We start from the raw sequence: 17,094 nt of genomic DNA, 5'->3' as shown, positions 1-17,094 counted from the left end.
CGCCCTCACGAGCGCCAGCGCAGCTCCCGCGTCTCCAGCGGGTTCTCGAACGGGCGCCCGGCGCGCGCCGCCTCCAGCGCCTCGCGCTTCAGGCGAAAATACCATTGCGAGGGCAGGTCGCCCTGCCCGAACAGCACCATGGTGGGTTTCCGGTCGAGGCCTCCTTGCGCGTGCTGGAGCACCTGCTGGTCCTGGGTGAGGAACTGGCGCATCAGCGGGCGGGCGATGGGCTTGAGCAGGTTGAGGCCGGGGATGTTCCAGTACAGCGCGTTGGTGAGCATCGTGCGGTCGGCGGTCAGCGGCGTCGCGAAGGTGTAGTTCGCCAGCCGTCGCGCGCCCGCCGTGATCCGCTCCAGGCGCATGCCGGGCAGGCGGAACTCGATCTCGACCTCGGGCGCGCCGCCGAGCAGCCGGTAGACCGGCGAGCTCGTGGTGGTCGCGTGGCTCGACATGGTGAAGCCGTGCGGCACCGGCCGGAAGGTCTTGCGCTTCTCGCGCAGATCCTTGGAGGGGCGGAACCACCAAGAATCATGGACGAAGGCGACGTGGCCGGGATCGACGAGGCTGAGCGTCGTCAGGTCGAACGAGGCCTTGACCACCAGTTCCACCACCAGCGCGCCGAGCGGCGCGAAGTCGAGCTCCGGCACCGCGGCGACCTCGCCCGGAGCCCCGAGGTTGGGGTTCAGCCAGACGAAGCCGGCGCTCTCGCGCACGGGGAAGCGCTGGACGGCGATCTTCGAGAAGTCGGCGGCATCGTGCGAGGACAGCGTCGGCACGTCGCGGCAGCGCCCGTCGGTCGAGAAGCGCCAGCCGTGGAAAGGACAGGTCAGCGCGGCGCCGTCGAAGCGGCCCTTCGACAGGGCCATGCCCCGGTGCGGGCAGCGGTCGCGCAGGGCGAACAGGCTGCCTGCGGCGTCCCGCCCGAGCACGATCTGCTCGCCGTTGATCTCCACCGCCCGCAGGGTCTTCCCGGAGACGGCGCGGGCCTGCCCGACGCAGTACCACGCGTCCGGCAGCGGCCGGCGCATTGCGTCCGGGTCGAGGGCCTCGTCGGCGGCCGGGTCGCGCAGGGCGGCGAGCGGTGAGGCGGACATGGACGGATCGCCGGGCTTCGGGGCCGCCCTCATACGCTCTGTGGTGGGGCGGGGAAAGCCGCGGACCTCTTGCCGGGGGACCTCTTGCCGGGCATGCGCCGCCTTCGTACCGGACAGCGGCGAGACAACGCAGGCGGGGGGCTTCACAGGGCCGGCTCAGCCTCCTACGTTCGGCCTCCCAGCAACGAACGAAAGGAGGTGATCCAGTGTCTCATTGTCATCAGCCGCTGTCTTCGGCTTACCGGACCTGGACCGTCGCCTCCGGTGCCTGTCTCTAAGGGCATCTGAGTCGTCCAACTCGGGACAGTTTCGGCCGGACCGCGGTTCGGCAATGGAAGGGCCGCCCTTATCGGGCGGTCCTTCGGCGTTTCGGGACGGCGCGTCGAGGCCGCCTGCGGGCTCGACGCGCCGTGTGGTTATCGTTTCTGGAAAAGCGGCTGGGCCAGCGCCTCGGTGCGGGCGCGCCAGAGGTCGCGCTCCTCGCGGGTCTCGTCCAATTCCTCGCGGATCTGGTCGCGCTCGGCGCGGAAGTGCTCGCGCTCGGCCCGGATCTCCTGGAGGGCGTTCATCTCGATCTGCACGTGGTTGCGCAGGTCGCGGATCTCCTGGGCGAGCAGCGCCTGCAACTCGCCGTAGCGCTCGGCCTCGATCCGGAGCTTGGCCTTCAGCATCAGGTTCTCGGCCATCAGCTCCGAGACGTCCTCGGCCTCCGGGCTGAGGCGCGGCGTCTCCGCCTGCACGAGGCGGGGCGACCACGCGGGCTCGGGCGCGCGGGGCGCCTCGGCGCGCTGGGTCTCGATCCGCTGCGTTCTGGGTTCGGGGCGGGGCTCGGCCTGGGAGGCCGGCGCGTGCGCCTTCATCGCGGCAAGCCAGTCGCGCAGGGGGCCCGGGGTCGGGCGGCCGCCCGTCTCGTGGAGTGGAAGGTGGCGGGCAGGGTCCGACATCGAGGTGTCCTCAGCGATCGAGGCCGATTGAGCCGGAACATGCTTAACGATCGGTAAAGGTTAACGCCGCGCTCTCATCCGATCGCGGGAATGTTGGTCTCCCGCACATCCGCCGCGGGCTGCGGGCCTTGCGGCAGGACGGACGGTCAGGCGTCGTCCTCGTCGAAGTTCTGCTCGGCCTCGTCGAAGGTGTAGCCTTCGAGCCAGTCCGCGCTCTCCTGGGAGCCCACCGGGTAGGGATCGGCCGACAGGGGCTCGCCCCGCATCTTGGCGGCCTTGCCCTCCTCCATGATCGTGGCCGATACGAATGCCATGCGCCCGCTCCGCTGAATGCCTGATCCTTCGAAGTGGGAGGGGATGGGCAAAAGGCGAGGCCCGCGGGTCCGCGTCCGAACCCCGGCGGAGTCCTCCGGAAGATTTGACTTCCGCGGCCGCCCCCCGTATCGCCCGGGCTCCGATCCGACGCGACATCGTCGATTCCGAGAGCCGACCGGCCCGCGAGGCCGGAGGCCAACGCCCGACAGCGCGTGCGCGCCCTCGGGCGTGCTCGGCGTTGGCGTTGGCGCCTCTCACAGGCCGTCCTTGACGCACGCCGAGACGAAGGAAGCCATGACGCCTGCCGCCCTGCGCATCGAGGACGCCGTGAACGACGCCTGCCCGTGGTCGGGCCGTCCGGTCTCGGCCGACGCGCTGACGCTCTACAACGGCGCGGTGGTGGGCTTCTGTAATCCGGAGTGCCGGGACAAGTTCGCCCGCGCGGTCGGCGCCTTCGAGGATGCCCTCCAGGCGCGCCGCGCGGCCTCCTCGGGCGTGGCCGAGTAATCCGGATGTTCGAGGGCCTCTCCGACCGCCTGTCCGGCATCCTCTCCGGCCTCACCCGCCGCGGCGCCCTGACCGAGGCCGACGTCACCGCCGCCATGCGCGAGGTGCGCCGCGCGCTGCTGGAGGCCGACGTGGCGCTCGAGGTCGTGCGCGGCTTCACCGAGGCGGTGCGCGAGAAGGCGGTCGGCGCCGTCGTGCTCAAGTCGGTCACGCCCGGCCAGATGGTCGTCAAGATCGTCAACGACGAGCTCGTCGCCATGCTCGGCACCGACGCCGCGGTGATCGACCTGAACGCCCCGGCTCCGGTGCCGATCCTGATGGTGGGTCTGCAGGGCTCTGGAAAAACCACGACGACCGCCAAGATCGCGCGCCGGCTCTCCGATCGCGAAAAGCGCAAGGTGCTGCTCGCCTCGCTCGACACCCGGCGGCCTGCGGCGATGGAGCAACTGGCGATCCTCGCCAAGCAGGTGGGCGTGGAATGCCTGCCGATCGTGGCCGGCCAGTCGGCGGTGCAGATCGCCCGCCGCGCCATGGACGCCGCCCGGCTCGGCGGCTTCGACGTGGTGATGCTCGACACCGCCGGCCGCACCACGGTCGACGAGGCGCTGATGGCGGAGGCCGCCGAGGTCAAGGCGGCGGCCAAGCCCCACGAGGTGCTGCTGGTGGCCGACGCGCTCACCGGTCAGGACGCGGTCAACACCGCGCGCGCCTTCGACCAGCGCCTCGGCGTCACCGGCATCGTGCTGACCCGCATGGACGGCGACAGCCGCGGCGGCGCGGCGCTCTCGATGCGGGCGGTGACGGGCAAGCCGATCAAGCTCGTCGGCACCGGCGAGAAGGTCGACGCGCTGGAGGAGTTCCACCCCGCGCGCGTGGCCAACCGCATCCTCGGCATGGGCGACATCGTCTCGCTCGTGGAGAAGGCCGCCGAGACCATCGACCACGAGCAGGCGCTCCGCACCGCGGAGAAGATGCGCCGCGGCAAGTTCGACCTCGACGACCTGTCGATGCAGCTTGCCCAGATGGAGAAGATGGGCGGGATCGGTGGCCTGATGGGCATGCTGCCCGGCATGGGCGCGATGAAGAAGCAGGTCGAGGGCGCCAAGCTCGACGAAAAGATGTTCCGGCGTCAGCGCGCGATCATCTCGTCGATGACCGCCCAGGAACGCCGCAACCCCGACATCCTCAAGAACAGCCGCAAGAAGCGGATCGCGGCGGGCTCCGGCACCAAGGTCGAGGAGCTGAACAAGCTTTTGAAGATGCACCGGACCATGGCCGACATGATGAAGGCAATGGGCTCAGGGAAACGCGGCATCGGGCAGGCGCTGGGAAGCATGTTCGGGCTCGGCGGCGGCACGCCTGGAGGCATGCCGGGTCTGCCGCCGGGGATGCCCGAGCCGACGCCGGAGCAGATCGCGCAGCTCGAGAAGCAGTTCGGCGGCAAGCTGCCGGCGATGCCGCCGGGTCTCGGCGGCGGCGGGAAGATGCCGAGCCTTCCGGGTCTCGGCGGACCGAAGGGGCCGGGCCTCCCGGGGCTCGGCGGTTTCCCGTTCGGGAAGAAGAAGTGACTTGAGCGAATGGCGAATGGCGAATGGCGAGTAGGGAAGGCTCCGGTCTTTCCATTCGCCACTTTCCATTCGCCATTCGCCTCATCCCCATCAACACTCAGGAACAGACCATGTCGTTGAAAATCCGTCTCACCCGTGGCGGCGCCAAGAAGCGCCCGTACTACCGCATCGTCGTCGCCGACGCCCGCGCACCCCGCGACGGCCGCTTCATCGAGAAGGTCGGCGCCTACGACCCGATGAAGGCCAAGGACGACCCGGCCCGCATCGTGCTCGAAGGCGAGAAGATCACCGCGTGGCTCGCCAAGGGCGCGCAGCCGACCGACCGGGTGCTGCGCTTCCTCGACGCCGCGGGCTTGGCCAAGCGCCCGGTCCGCAACAACCCGCAGAAGGCCGAGCCCGGTGACAAGGCCAAGGAGCGCGCCGCCAAGCGCGCGGAGAAGGCCGCCAAGCCCGCCGAGGATGCGGCCTGAACGGGGCCGGCCTGCGAACGGACCCGGATAGGCGCGGGTCCCCTCTCCCGAGCGGGAGAGGGACAGGATGAGGGATGAGAACTCACCGGATGCGGCACGCCCCTCACCCCATCCCTCTCCCCCTGAGAGAGGGGGCCTCGTTGCGCCGACACGGATTCTCATCGGGACCGTCATCGATCAAGGAGCGCTCGACCATGCGTCGTCCCGCAGGCCCCTCCCGCGGCGACGGCGCGCGCCGCGGCGCCATTGCGCCGGAGACGAAAACCTCGCCGCGGCCCGCCCACCCGGCGAAGCCGGCCCCGGCGCCCGCCGATCCGAGCCTCGTTCTCATGGGCGAGTTCGGGCGGGCGCACGGGCTCACCGGCGAGGTCCGGCTGAAATCCTACACCGGTGATCCGCTGGGAATCGCCGGCTACGGCCCGCTCACGACCGCGGACGGCCGATCGATCGAGCTCGTTTCCGTGCGTCCGGCCCCCGGCTCGGCGCCGGACCTGCTGGTCGCGCGCGTCCGCGGCGTGACCGACCGCAACGGCGCCGAGACCCTGGCCCGCACCCTGCTCTACGTCCCCCGCGACCGCCTCGGCAGGGTCGAGGATGCGGACGAGGTCTTCGCCGTCGACCTTGTCGGGCTCGACGCGGTCGACGCGGCCGGTGCGGTGCTCGGCACCATCGTCGCCGTGCCCAATTACGGCGGCGGCGACCTCCTGGAGATCCGCCCCGCGGCCGGCGGCGCCACCGCGCTCCTGCCCTTCACCCGGGCCTTCGTGCCGGGGCTCGACATCGCCGCCGGGCGCGTCGTCCTCGCCCCGCCGGAGGACTTCTTCGTCCCCGCCGGACCGAAGCCCGCCGACGATCCGGGCTGAGCGGGCGTGCGACCGGACCCGCCGCGCACCGCGCGCGGTCCGGAGTGGATGCGCGGGACGGCCTCACGCCTCCGCCAGACCGCCGAGGGGCGCCGTCACGGTGCAGGTCACCCCCGTCTCGGGGTAGGACAGCACCACCGCACCGCCGATCGCACCGACCAAGCCACGCTCGATCAGCCGGGTGCCGAAGCCCTTGCGGGTCGGCTCGGCCACGGGCGGACCGTCCTGCTCGCGCCAGAGCAGGTGGACCTGGGCGTCGGCTCCCTCCCCCTCGACCTCCCAGCGCAGGACGACGCTCCCGTCCGGCACCGAGAGGGCGCCGTACTTGACCGCGTTGGTGGCCAGCTCGTGCGCCATCAGCGCGAGCGACAGCGCCGCCTTCGGGCCGACCGCGAGGTCGGGACCGGCGAGCCGGAAGCGTGCCGGCCCGCCGTCGTCGTCGTGGATGCTCAGCGCCCCACGCAGCACGGCCTCCATCCCGGCGCTCTCGCTCGGGCCCGAGAGCAGGATGTCGTGCGCCTTGCCCATGGCGACGAGGCGCGCCGACAGCGCCTCCCGGGCCGCCTCGACGTCGGTGACGTTGCGCAGGGTCTGCGCCGCGATCGCCTGGACGAGGGCCAGCGTGTTCTTGAGGCGGTGGCCGAGCTCGTGGTGGAGGATGTCCTGCTGGGCCTCGGCGCGCTTGCGGTCCTCGATGTCGCTGACTGCGATCACGGCGCCGACGGTGGTGCCGGCCGCGTCCTTGACCGCCTCGCCGATGATCTCGATCCAGCGCCGCGATCCGTCGGGCCGCTGGTAATGCGCCTCCAGCTCGGCGTGGTCCGCGCCGCCGCCGACGATGCGGGCGAGCGGATGCTCATCCGGCGCCACCGATCGCCCGTCGGCATGGTAGGCGTCGTGGCCTGCGAGGCCGGCGGCCTCCAGGACCGAATGGCCGAGGATGCGCTCCAGCCGCGGGTTGCCGAAGAGGACGCGGCCGCTCGGCGCCTCGGCCAGCAGGAGGCCGACCGGCATGGTCTGGAGGATGGTGTCGAGGCGGGCTTGACTCGCGGCGAGCGCGGCCTCGGTGCGCTTGCGCTCGGTGATCTCGACCGCGACGCCGGGATAGCGCAGCGGCCGCCCGTCCGCGTCCTGATAGCAGCGTCCGCGGGCGTAGACCCAGCGGACCGCGCCGTCGGCCCGACACAGACGGTACTCTTCCGCGAACTCGCCGCCGGTCTCGACCGCCTCGGCGATCCGCGCGCCGACCCAGTCGCGGTCCTCCGGGTGGATACCCGCGACGTAGCGGGCGATCGGCGTGCCCGCGGCGGCCTCCGCCGGATCGACCGAGGAGAGCTCGGCGAACATCTCGTTGGCGACGAGCCGGTCGTTGGGGATGTCCCAGTCCCACCAGCCTACCGCACCGGCGGCCTCGAAGGCGAGGCTCAGCCGCTCCTCGCTCCGGCGCAGGCGCTGCTCGGTCTCGTTCTGCCGGGTGACATCGAGCATCGCGCCGATCATCCGCACGGCGCGGCCGGCGTCGTCGCGGATCAGGTAGCCGCGGTCGATCACGGCGGCATCGCTGCCGTCGCTCCGGCGGAAGCGGTACGTGTCGGTCCAGGTCTCGCCGCCGCCGTCGATCACGGCTTGGATGCCGCGGGCGACCCGGTCGCGATCCTCGGGGTGGATCTGCCCGAGCCACCACGCCCCGGTCGGCGGGATCGTGGCGAGGTCGTGGCCGTGGACCAGCGTCAGCGCCTCGTTCCAGTGGACATGGTCGGCGACGAGGTCCCAGTCCCAGATCGCGTCCGTGGTGGCCCGCGCGGCGAGGCGATAGCGCTCCTCCGTCGCCTTCAGCGCCGCGTCGGCGGCCTTGTCCCCGGTCACGTCGCGGACGCTGCCGATGAAGCGGATGGTCACCCCGTCCTCGACGATGGCCTGACCACGGGCGGAGAGCCAGCGCTCGGCGCCGGTATCGGCCGCGATCACCCGGTAGTCGATGTCGAGCACCCGCGTGCCGGCGGGGTCGAGGGCCGCCTGGACGGCGGCGTCGGCCCGCGCCCGGTCGTCGGGGTGGACGCCGCCGAGGTAGGTCTCTGCGTAGGTGACGGGTCCCCGTGCCGGAACGCCGAACAGGGCGCGCACCCGCGCGTCCCAGCGCAGCTCGCCGCTCCTCAGGTCGAAGTCGAAGATGCCGATGCCGGTGGCGTCGACGGCCAGCCGCATCTGCTCCTCGACGAGGGCGCGGGCGGCGAGCGCCTGCTCGCGGTTCTCGATCGCCCGGCGCAGTTCGAGCTGGACCATGACCTGCCGCGCCAGCGCCGCGAGCGCGCTGGCTTCGTCGGCGGTCAGCCCCTCCGGCCGCGGCTCGGTATCGATCACGCACAGGGTGCCGACGGCCAAGCCTTCCCGCGTGCGAAGCGGCGCGCCGGCATAGAAGCGAATCCGCAGCTCGCCGGTCACGAGGGTGTTGTCGCGGGTGCGCGGATCGAGGGTCAGGTCGGGGATGATCAGCAGCTCGTCCCGGCCGAGCGCGTGCGCGCAGACCGACTGCGACAGCGGCGTCTCGCACGGATCGAAGCCGATCCGGGCCTTGAACCATTGCCGGTCCCGGGCGACGAAACTGACCAGGGCGACGGAGGTCCGGCAAGCCTGGGTCGCCAGCAGCACGATGTCGTCGAACCCGCTCTCGGCGGGGGTGTCGAGGATGTCGTACTCGGCCAGCGCCGCGAGGCGCGCATCCTCCTGCGGGTCCGGGATCGGGGCGGCGCTCATGCCCGTCAGGCCGCCTTCCCGCGCGCCGACGCGCCGGACGGGGGCGCGGCGGCGGTCGGGTCCACGGCGATCAGGGTGCCGTCGTCGAGGTGGACCGCGCCGAGCACGTCCTCGAAGTGGCGCCGGACCCGGCCGTGGCACTCGCAGGCCGCCCGCTCCAGGGCGCTCCGGTCCAGGATCGTGACGCGCCCGCGGGCGACCTCGATCATCCGGCGCTCGTGCAGGCCGCGCAGCACCCCCGACAGGTAGGTCCGCCGCACGCCCAGCATCTCGGCGAGCACGTCCTGCGTGATCGGCAGCACGTCGCTCGACAGGCGGTCGTGCAGGGTCAGCAGCCACTTGGCGGCGCGCTGCTCGATCGGGTGCAGAGCGTTGCAGGCCACCGATTGCAGCACCTGCGCGAGCAGGCAGTCGGAGTAGCGGGTGAACAGGTTGCGCAAGGGGCGCGAGGCGTGCTTGGCCGTCTGCAGGCGGCCGGCCTCCAGGCGCAGGACCGGACCGCCGATCTGCACCACGGCGCGGCTGTAGGCCGGCAGGTAGCCCTGGCTGACGACGCCGCCGACCGCCCCCTCGCGGCCGACCGTGGCCGTCTCCGCGGTGCGCCCGTCGCGCATGGTGATCACCAGGGTCGTCACGGTGCGGTCGCACGGGAAGGTGACGTGCGAGACCGGTTCGCCCGAATCGAACAGCACTACCCCGCGCGCGAGTTCCGCCTGCTCCATGTGCGGCGCGATGAGGGCGCGGTCGGCGGGCTGAAGCGCCCGCAGGAGCAGGTTCCGGCCGAACGACTGGGCGGGGGTGACGGCCATGATGGACGGGTTCGCGTCTGTCTTAACAGTGCAGCCATAGCGCGGCCGAAGCACGCCGTCCGTTCACGAGTCGACACTTGCGCGGGAATTGATCGGAATTGTGGTGGTGATGCAAGGGCGCACAACGCTGATCGGGGCCCCCCACGGCCGCCTGCCAGCGTGTCGGGCTCCGTCCGCGAGCCCGATCGCGTCCCCATCCGATCCGGGTGGCTCCCCAGCACGATCCGGCTCATCACCCGGCGGCCGACCGGAGAGGGCTGGCTCGACCGAGATGCCGTACGCGCAAAGATCGTCGGCGGGTCCATGCGCGGTCACAGGCCGGACCGCACTGACAGCGCCGCCCGTCTCGGTCTCCCGGCTCTCGGAACCGCCGCAATCCTGCGCTGATCCCTCCGGCGAAGGCGCCATCGGCAGCGCGCACGCCGATCACACTTGGAGAAGACGAACGCAGACCCCGCCAAGCCCTGAAACCCGGCCGTCGTACTCAGCACGCTGCCGACTTCAGGATCGGCGGACGTCGATCAGGAACTCGTCCAGCACCCCATCATGCCCTCTTTGTATGCAATCGACGGATGCGACGCGCCACGGCCTCATGCAGCAACGTCGACGCGTGAGGCCGATACGGCCTGGGTCTGCGACCAGTGGGCCCAGGCATGCCCCACGATCATCACATGACGCCGCGCCGCATCCGCGGCCGTTTGCCCCTCGCGCGCGAGAACGGCCGATACGATCGCACCATGCTCGCGCGCGCTGTCGGGAGGACGGCCCGTCAGGCGGAACTGCGCCGCGGTGAAGGGGGCGAGGCGCTTGCGCAGGGCGACGACGTGATCGGCCAGGAAGCCGTTGTGAGCGCCCGCGTAGATGGTCTCGTGGAACGCGCGGTTGGCCGTCGCGACCCGGGTCGGCTCCCCGGCCGGGATGAGCGCGCAGTAAGCGGCGTGCAGGTCCGCGAGAACCTCCCGCTCCAGCGACGACATCTTCAGCGCCGCGAGCCCCGCGCAGACGGCCTCCGTCTCCGCGAGCGCCTCGAACAGCTCGCAGACCCGGCTCGCGGGCATGTCCACGACGACGGCCCCGCGATGGGGCCGCAGTTCGATCAGGTCGAGCCCGGCCAGACGCTTCAGCGCCTCCCGCACCGGCGTGCGCGAGACGCCGAACCGGTGTGCCAGCGCGTGCTCGTCGAGGCGGGCGCCGGGGGCGGTGTGGCCTTCCAGGATCTCGCGCGAGAGTTCGGCCGCCAGCCGGTCGGCCCGCGTCGGCGCCCTGTTCACCCGCGCAGCCGCGGCCCTGCTCGCTCGCTCCGCCAACGTCCGCTCCCGATGCACTTCAAGGATTGCATGCAATTGGCATGCCTCTTGCCAAGGCCGGCGTGTACCTAACCGCGCCTCCGGGAGATGCGCATGCCAGCCATCAAGCCGGCGACCGTGCTCGCGCCGCCGCCGCGATCCGGCCGCTTCGCGTCGCCGAGCCTGCCCGCCTGGGCGGAGACGATGATCGGCCCGCTCGTCCTCGTGCTGGTCTGGGCCTTCGTGCACGCGACGGGTCTCGTGACCGGCAAGCTGCTGCCCTCGCCGGTGCGGACGATCGAGGCTGTCGCGGCGGGCCTAGCGAGCGGGGATCTCGCCTTCGACCTGGGCCAGACCGTTCTGCGCACGCTCCAAGCCTTCGTCCTGGCGATCGGCTTCGGCCTTCCTGCGGGGATCGTCATCGGGTCGAGCCGGCGGGTCTACCGGTCGATCGAGTTCCTGATCGACTTCTTCCGCTCGATGCCGGCCACGGCCCTGTTTCCGCTGTTCATGATCGTCCTCGGGCTCGGCGACGTCTCGAAGATCGCCGTCGCGGCCTTCTCGGCCTTCCTCATCATCCTCTTCAACGTGGCCTACGGGGTGATGAACGCGCGGCCCACGCGCAGGCTCGCCGCGCGGGTGATGGGCGCCTCGCGGCTGCGCGTGTTCCGGGACGTGACCCTCTACGAGTCGCTGCCGCAGACCTTCGTCGGCGTGCGCACCGCCGTGTCCCTCGCGCTGGTGGTGATCATCGTCGCCGAGATGTTCATCGGCTCGGACAGCGGCCTCGGCAAGCGGATCATCGACGCGCAGATCACCTTCGACATGCCCGCGCTCTACGGCACGATCCTGCTCACCGGCGCCCTCGGCTACGCCCTGAACCTCCTCCTCCTCACCCTTGAGCGCCGCCTCGTCCACTGGGCCGGTCGATGACACGGAAAGCCGCGATGACCGAGCTGACCCGCCGCACCTTCACGGCCGCCGCCCTCAGCGGCGCCTTCGCCGCGGCCGCCCCCGCCCTGGCGCAGGCTCGCGAGCGCGTCGTGATCGCCTGGCTCCCGATCATGCAGACCACGGCCTTCTACGTCGCCCAGGAGGAGAGGCTCTTCGAGAAGATGGGGATCGAGGTGGAGGCGGTCCGGTTCGAGGCGCCCAACCAGATCATCGACGCGCTGGTCTCCGATCGCGCCGAGGTCGGCGCGCCGGGCACGGCCGCCGGCATCACGGTGCTGGCGGAGGAGAAGTTCCCCGGGACCTTCAAGGTGTTCGGCCTCCAGGGCGGCGGCATCAAGGTGGGGCGGATCAACGACGGGCTGATCGTTCCCGAAGCCTCGGCCATCGCCGGCTTCGCGGACCTGCGCGGCCGGACCCTCGGCCACCTGCCGGGCATCCAGTGGCGGACGATCTCGCGCCACATGGTGCGCAGGGCCGGGCTCGATCCGGACAAGGACGTGCGCTTGGTCGAACTCGCGGTCGGGCTCCAGGTCCCCGCCCTGATCTCGGGCAGCGCCGACGCGACCCTGTCGCTCGAACCCGTCGGCTCGATCGCGACGGCGATCGGCGAGGCCAAGCGCGCGGTGACGAACGCGTGCGCTGGGGCGATCGCCGATCCGTTCTACTCGGGCGTCTCGGTGCTGACGACGAAGTTCCTCAAGGAGCGTCCGGCCGCGGCCCGCAAGGTCGTCCTCGCCCTCGACGAGGCGACCCGGCTCGCCGAGGGCGACTTCCCGCGCCTGCGCGGCATCCTGCCCAAGTACACCGCCATCAAGGCCGGCCAAGTGGCGGTGGTGGCCCAGCCCTACCTGCGCCCCTACGCCGACCTGAACGACACGGACCTCGCCTCGTACCAGGCGCTCGTCGACATCTTCGCGGCCCAGGGCGTCCTGAAGACGCCGATGCGCGTGGCTGACGTGATGCTCGACAGGGGCGACATCGGCCTGTGAGCGCGGCTCCGCTCCCGCGCGTCGCGCCCGCCGCAGGTGCGGCGATTGCGACGCCCGACCCGCACATTACCGTCCGCGGCCTCGTCAAGCGCTTCCAGGGCGTTCCGGTCTACGACCGCTTCGACCTCGACCTGCCCCGCGGCGCGATCGTCTCGGTCTTCGGCCCGAACGGCTGCGGCAAGAGCACCCTGATCAACATGATCTCCGGCATCCTGCCGATCGACGGGGGCGAGATCCTGTTCGACGGCCGGACGGTGGCGCAGGCGCGCATCGGCTACGTCTTCCAGAACTACCGCGAGGCGCTCTTCCCCTGGATGCGTGCCCGCGACAACGTCGCCTACCCGCTCAAGCTGATGGGCGTGCCGCCGACGGAGCAGGCGCGCCGCATCGCGCAACTCGTTTCGAGCTTCGACCTGAAGTTCGACCTCGATCGCCATCCCTACGAGCTGTCCGGGGGCCAGCAGCAGACGGTCTCGATCATGCGCGCCCTCGTGACCGAGCCGGAGGTGCTGTTCCTGGACGAGCCGTTCTCGGCGCTGGACTACGAGATGACGCTCACCATGCGCGACCAACTCCAGAAGGTGCTGGCGGAGACCCGCACCACCACGCTCCTCGTCAGCCACGACCTCGACGAGGCGATCTATCTTGCCGACAAGCTCCTCCTGCTGACGCGCCGCCCGACGCGCATCGCCGCCTACCTCGACGTGCCGGTGGCGCGCCCGCGCGTGCCGGCCTCCACGATCGAGCCCGGCTTCATCGCCCTGAAGGCCGAGGCGCTGGCGATCTTCCAGGCCGCGGTGCGGGAAAGCTGAGGAGGCGACGATGCGCGGCTACCACGACATCGGCGGCGAGGCGGCGGGGCCGATCCCGCGGCTCGACCTGCCCTGGCTGGACTGGGAGAGGCGCGTCGAGGCCATCCGCAACCTCCTCGGCGACAGCACGCGGCGCATCGTCAGCCTCGACGAGATGCGCCGCGGCTTCGAATCGTTCGGCTCCGAGACGTATCGATCCCTGTCCTTCTACCGGCGGCGCCTCGAAGCGATGATCGATGTCCTCGCGGAGAAGGGCGTGGTGACGCGCGCGGAACTGGAGGCGCATCTGCAGGCCTCCGGCCGGGCTCCCGAGCCCTGATGGCGCGCTTCCAGGTCGGCCAGCGGGTCCGCGTGCTGGATCTCGGCAAGCTAGGCCATGTCCGGACCCCGTACTACGTCCGGGGCCGCACCGGAACGGTGGTGCAGCTCTGCGGCCTGTTCCTGAACCCCGAGGACTTGGCGGTCGGGAACGCCGGCGGGCGGGTCGTGGCCTGCTACCGGGTCGAGTTCCGGCAGGGCGACCTGTGGGCCGACTACGACGGCGCACCCGGGGACACCCTCGTCATCGAACTCTACGAGCACTGGATCGACGCCGCCGCGGAGACGGCCCATGGATGAGCCCACGACCGACCCCCGCCCCTTGCCCTGTCCCCTGCCGGCCCGGACCTCCTACACGGCGCAGGACGCCCTCGTCGTCGAGACCGGGGCCGGCAACGCGGAGGCCGCCCGCCTGACGGAGGCCCTGCAGGCTCTCCTGGTGGCCAAGGGCCTGCTCGCGCCGGGCGAGGTGGAGCAGGAGATCGCCAAGCTCGACGCGCCCGGTCTTCACCTCGGCGCGCGCCTCGTGGTCCGGGCCTGGACCGATCCGGACTTCAAGGCGCGCCTGCTCGCCGACGGCAAGTCGGCGGCCGCCGAACTCGGCCTCAAGGTGGGCGAGGCGCAGATCGTCGTGGTCGAGAACACGGCCCAGGCGCACAACCTGATCGTCTGCACCCTGTGCTCCTGCTACCCGCGCTCCATCCTCGGGCAGCCGCCGTCCTGGTACATCTCGAAGACCTACCGGGCCCGCGCCGTCCGCGAGCCGCGCGCCGTCCTGCGCGAGTTCGGCCTCGACATCCCGCTCCACGTCCGCGTCCGCGTGCACGACAGCAACGCGGACATGCGCTACCTCGTCCTGCCGATGCCGCCGCCCGGACTCCGCGACCGGGACGAGGCGGATCTTCCGGGCCTCGTGACCCGCGACGTCCTGATCGGCACGGCCGTCGTCCAGGCTTGATCCAGGCCGAGCGCACTCTCCACCCCGCTGCACAGAACCAGCGGAAGCCGCCCACGAGGAGCGCCGTCAGCGTGGCGGATGAAGCTCCCCGTGACGGGCTGTCTCGTGTTTCATCCGTGTTGCAATTCGAAGTGGCTTGGCGCCGGGTATGAATTGGCGCCGGGTATGAAAAAGCCCGCTGAGTCACGGACCGAGCGGGCTGACATCGATGGCTGGGGTTCATCAATACGTACAGAACTATCTGCTTGGCACCGAGCGCTGAGATCCGTAGTAATTTCGAGCAATTCAAACGACTTTGGACTTCAAATCCGAAGGCGGCGGATTAACCACCGTTCGCGTCGCGCGGGCTATGAGCGATGTTGAGCGTGTCCTTATCAGCCGCGCTCTGGGCTGTGTGCCCTGAGCCACGTACCGCGTCTGCATAGAGAGGTGTTTCATGTCTGAGAACGCTGTCGTTCGCACCCGTATCGGCAAGGCTTGAAAAAGCTGCCGGAGGCCGGGAACGGTCGCTGGCCGACCTGAAAGAAGCGGTACGCGGGGTGACGGGACTCTCTTGACGCGGGGGATCGAAGGTCGCGCCATTGCAAACCGGATATCCCTTATATATCTGATGCTTGCTCCATAGGTGCATTTAAGCTACAATGAAGCGATGAATCTGTCCGTGTCCATTCCCGACGATCTGGCCCAGCGGCTCAGCGCTGGCGGCACCGATATCGAGCGGCGTGCGCTTGAAGCCCTCGCCGCCGAGGAATACCGCGCAGGTCGGCTGACCCATCCCGAACTGCGCCGCATGCTTGGTTTCGCCACCCATGCCGCACTCGATGCCTTCCTGAAGGCGCGGGCTATCTACGAACCCGATGACGCTGCGGATTTTGCGCGCGAGCAGGCGGACCTTGCCAAGTTCGGCCTATAACGCGTGCGGGCTGTCGTCGCCGACACAGGGCCGCTGAACTATCTGGTGTTGATCGGCCACGCGTCGATCCTGCCAACTCTGTTCGAGGCCGTATTCATACCGGAAGCCGTACAAGCAGAATTGAGCCACTCCGAAACCCCGGCCCTCGTCCGCGTGTGGATCGCCGCGCCCCCGCCCTGGCTCATGATCCGCCCGGCTGTGACCGGATGGGATACCGGATTGCAGGCGCTAGACGAGGGCGAACGCGCGGCCATCCTGCTGGCGCTCGCGCTGGATGCCGACCTAATCTTGATGGACGACCGCACCGGGGTTTCGGTTGCGCGCAGCAAGGGATTCGCCGTGACGGGAACGCTCGGCCTGCTCGATCTGGCTGCGCGGCGCGGGCTGATCGATTTGGCTGATGCTTTTGCGCGCCTGCGCAAGACTAGCTTTCGTTGCCGACCCGATCTTATCGACGCCATTCTGGCCAAGCACGGCATCGCGCCGGATTAATTAACGGCGGCTCAGCGATGCCGTTCAATAAGTAAGAAGAACTTGACGAAACTCGGCCACATTGTGGATTGATGACGCTCCTTGCTTCATCCGGCTCAGCGATTTCCAGCGACCTGCATTGGCAGTGCGTCGCCATCTGCGCTCATCCACGCCAGTTCGGTATGACGGCCATCGAACGGCATCGCCTGAACCGCCTGATCGCGCGTTATCGGGTCGGATGTCGGATGCCCAAGGCTGAGCAACATGCCGTCATGCGGATCGTGACCGCCTGTAGGGCCCGCCGCACACTTCTCATGAGAAATGGCGAAATACCACCGATCCGCCAGCGGCGAGGCCGGAAGCGCAAGGCGGATTGAAGGATCGGCCATCGCTGGGCTTCTGCGTGCCGTGCTGCCGTGGACTTGTCCCTGCGGGCCGCGCTCTGGGCTGCGCCCGGAGCCGCATGCCGCGTCTCCGCTCTGACGGACGACGATCGCTCACGCGTCTTGCATGGCCGCCGACGCGGCCAAGGCGCTAGCCCCTGGCGCGGCGTAAGGACAATCCGCACGACCGTGGCTCGCTCGGCTACGCCTCGCTGCGCCCGCACCCTTCGCGCGGATTGCCCTTGCGCCTTGCCGCCCCGGTTTCGCCAACGGGCAGGGGTGCATGCACGCATGCACCCCGTATCCGAGGAAGGCAGTCCGCGTATTCGATGTCGCCGCGCATTCCCATTTCGACGCGGCTCTAAAACCCTTCACCGGCAATCGAGTGACGAGGCTATCGAGAAATCAAGCCGATAGGTTTGAGATAGCGTCCTGTTGGGAAAACGCAGTGTTGTGGCGACCGAAAAATCGGTGTCGAAAACGATAAAAGGAAAATCCGAAGCTGCGCAGGCAATAAGAATTTGGAAGCGTGTCGCAGAAATAGAAGTCAGTTTTTTGTTTTTAAGAGTGGTCAAAATTCAAAAGGGAAAAGGAAAGGCGTAAATTCCGAAGAGCGTAGCGAGATGTGTTTTTGACCTGCCCCCATCTGGTGGCCCAGGTACGAAGTTAGTGCATCGTCGGTCGCG

General features: G+C 69.9%; 19 protein-coding genes. 12 read left to right on the top strand and 7 right to left on the bottom strand.

Annotated elements, in window-relative coordinates:
* Positions 1 to 5: 5 nt before the first annotated feature.
* The 3 genes from ACFE8Y_RS09995 to ACFE8Y_RS09985 form a co-directional block, all read right to left on the bottom strand.
* The gene (locus ACFE8Y_RS09995) at positions 6 to 1,094 is read right to left on the bottom strand and encodes a Rieske 2Fe-2S domain-containing protein (protein WP_375464238.1); all 1,089 of its coding nucleotides are present in this window, start codon (positions 1,092 to 1,094) and stop codon (positions 6 to 8) included.
* Positions 1,095 to 1,510: 416 nt separating this feature from the next.
* Positions 1,511 to 2,038 carry an ATPase gene (locus tag ACFE8Y_RS09990; RefSeq protein ID WP_375464237.1) on the bottom strand — a complete coding sequence of 176 codons (528 nt, stop codon included), beginning with the start codon at positions 2,036 to 2,038 and terminating at the stop codon, positions 1,511 to 1,513.
* 146 nt (positions 2,039 to 2,184) lie between these two features.
* On the bottom strand, positions 2,185 to 2,352 hold the full coding sequence (locus ACFE8Y_RS09985) for a hypothetical protein (RefSeq protein WP_375464236.1): 168 nt from the start codon (positions 2,350 to 2,352) through the stop codon (positions 2,185 to 2,187).
* A gap of 295 nt (positions 2,353 to 2,647) precedes the next feature.
* Here ACFE8Y_RS09985 and ACFE8Y_RS09980 point away from each other — a divergent pair, with 295 nt between their 5' ends.
* The 4 genes from ACFE8Y_RS09980 to rimM all read left to right on the top strand — a co-directional run bounded on the left by ACFE8Y_RS09980 (position 2,648) and on the right by rimM (position 5,761).
* Positions 2,648 to 2,860, top strand: coding sequence for a glutathione S-transferase (locus ACFE8Y_RS09980; RefSeq protein WP_375464235.1), 213 nt, complete (start codon positions 2,648 to 2,650; stop codon positions 2,858 to 2,860).
* Between the two features lie 5 nt (positions 2,861 to 2,865).
* Positions 2,866 to 4,428: a signal recognition particle protein gene (gene ffh, locus ACFE8Y_RS09975; protein ID WP_375464234.1), complete on the top strand. Its 1,563-nt coding sequence runs from the start codon at positions 2,866 to 2,868 to the stop codon at positions 4,426 to 4,428.
* A 110-nt stretch (positions 4,429 to 4,538) separates the two neighbouring features.
* Positions 4,539 to 4,898 (top strand): 30S ribosomal protein S16, encoded by a 360-nt coding sequence (gene rpsP / locus ACFE8Y_RS09970; protein WP_375464233.1) that lies wholly within the window; start codon positions 4,539 to 4,541, stop codon positions 4,896 to 4,898.
* Between the two features lie 194 nt (positions 4,899 to 5,092).
* Positions 5,093 to 5,761 (top strand): ribosome maturation factor RimM, encoded by a 669-nt coding sequence (gene rimM / locus ACFE8Y_RS09965; RefSeq protein ID WP_375464232.1) that lies wholly within the window; start codon positions 5,093 to 5,095, stop codon positions 5,759 to 5,761.
* A gap of 63 nt (positions 5,762 to 5,824) precedes the next feature.
* Here the strand turns inward: rimM and ACFE8Y_RS09960 are convergent, their stop codons facing one another.
* The 3 genes from ACFE8Y_RS09960 to ACFE8Y_RS09950 form a co-directional block, all read right to left on the bottom strand.
* Positions 5,825 to 8,515 carry a PAS domain-containing protein gene (locus tag ACFE8Y_RS09960; RefSeq protein ID WP_375464231.1) on the bottom strand — a complete coding sequence of 897 codons (2,691 nt, stop codon included), beginning with the start codon at positions 8,513 to 8,515 and terminating at the stop codon, positions 5,825 to 5,827.
* 5 nt (positions 8,516 to 8,520) lie between these two features.
* A complete protein-coding gene (locus ACFE8Y_RS09955) occupies positions 8,521 to 9,324 on the bottom strand; it encodes a Crp/Fnr family transcriptional regulator (protein ID WP_375464230.1) in 804 nt (267 codons plus the stop codon).
* A gap of 590 nt (positions 9,325 to 9,914) precedes the next feature.
* Positions 9,915 to 10,631, bottom strand: coding sequence for a GntR family transcriptional regulator (locus ACFE8Y_RS09950; RefSeq protein WP_375464229.1), 717 nt, complete (start codon positions 10,629 to 10,631; stop codon positions 9,915 to 9,917).
* Positions 10,632 to 10,724: 93 nt separating this feature from the next.
* Here ACFE8Y_RS09950 and ACFE8Y_RS09945 point away from each other — a divergent pair, with 93 nt between their 5' ends.
* From ACFE8Y_RS09945 to ACFE8Y_RS09910, 8 genes are all read left to right on the top strand, one after another.
* The gene (locus ACFE8Y_RS09945; protein WP_375464228.1) at positions 10,725 to 11,543 is read left to right on the top strand and encodes an ABC transporter permease; all 819 of its coding nucleotides are present in this window, start codon (positions 10,725 to 10,727) and stop codon (positions 11,541 to 11,543) included.
* Positions 11,544 to 11,557: 14 nt separating this feature from the next.
* On the top strand, positions 11,558 to 12,553 hold the full coding sequence (locus tag ACFE8Y_RS09940; RefSeq protein ID WP_375464227.1) for an ABC transporter substrate-binding protein: 996 nt from the start codon (positions 11,558 to 11,560) through the stop codon (positions 12,551 to 12,553).
* Positions 12,550 to 13,365, top strand: coding sequence for an ABC transporter ATP-binding protein (locus ACFE8Y_RS09935; protein ID WP_375464226.1), 816 nt, complete (start codon positions 12,550 to 12,552; stop codon positions 13,363 to 13,365). The genes ACFE8Y_RS09940 and ACFE8Y_RS09935 overlap by 4 nt, the downstream gene beginning before the upstream one ends.
* A gap of 10 nt (positions 13,366 to 13,375) precedes the next feature.
* Positions 13,376 to 13,684, top strand: a complete 309-nt coding sequence (locus ACFE8Y_RS09930; RefSeq protein WP_375464225.1) for a nitrile hydratase — start codon at positions 13,376 to 13,378, stop codon at positions 13,682 to 13,684.
* Entirely contained in the window at positions 13,684 to 13,983 is a 300-nt protein-coding gene (locus ACFE8Y_RS09925; RefSeq protein WP_375464224.1) for an SH3-like domain-containing protein, read from the top strand. The genes ACFE8Y_RS09930 and ACFE8Y_RS09925 overlap by 1 nt, the downstream gene beginning before the upstream one ends.
* Complete coding sequence (locus tag ACFE8Y_RS09920) at positions 13,976 to 14,641, top strand: nitrile hydratase subunit alpha (protein ID WP_375464223.1); 666 nt, start codon at positions 13,976 to 13,978, stop codon at positions 14,639 to 14,641. The genes ACFE8Y_RS09925 and ACFE8Y_RS09920 overlap by 8 nt, the downstream gene beginning before the upstream one ends.
* A 649-nt stretch (positions 14,642 to 15,290) precedes the next feature.
* The gene (locus ACFE8Y_RS09915) at positions 15,291 to 15,554 is read left to right on the top strand and encodes a UPF0175 family protein (RefSeq protein ID WP_375464222.1); all 264 of its coding nucleotides are present in this window, start codon (positions 15,291 to 15,293) and stop codon (positions 15,552 to 15,554) included.
* A 3-nt stretch (positions 15,555 to 15,557) separates the two neighbouring features.
* The gene (locus ACFE8Y_RS09910) at positions 15,558 to 16,046 is read left to right on the top strand and encodes a DUF3368 domain-containing protein (protein WP_375464221.1); all 489 of its coding nucleotides are present in this window, start codon (positions 15,558 to 15,560) and stop codon (positions 16,044 to 16,046) included.
* 95 nt (positions 16,047 to 16,141) lie between these two features.
* Here the strand turns inward: ACFE8Y_RS09910 and ACFE8Y_RS09905 are convergent, their stop codons facing one another.
* On the bottom strand, positions 16,142 to 16,414 hold the full coding sequence (locus ACFE8Y_RS09905) for a hypothetical protein (protein ID WP_375464220.1): 273 nt from the start codon (positions 16,412 to 16,414) through the stop codon (positions 16,142 to 16,144).
* Positions 16,415 to 17,094: the final 680 nt, after the last annotated feature.

The sequence above is a fragment of the uncultured Methylobacterium sp. genome, assembly GCF_964242245.1.
Classification (GTDB): Bacteria; Pseudomonadota; Alphaproteobacteria; order Rhizobiales; family Beijerinckiaceae; genus Methylobacterium.
Note: the sequence above shows the minus strand (reverse complement) of the source record. Positions and strands in the feature narration are given on the sequence as shown.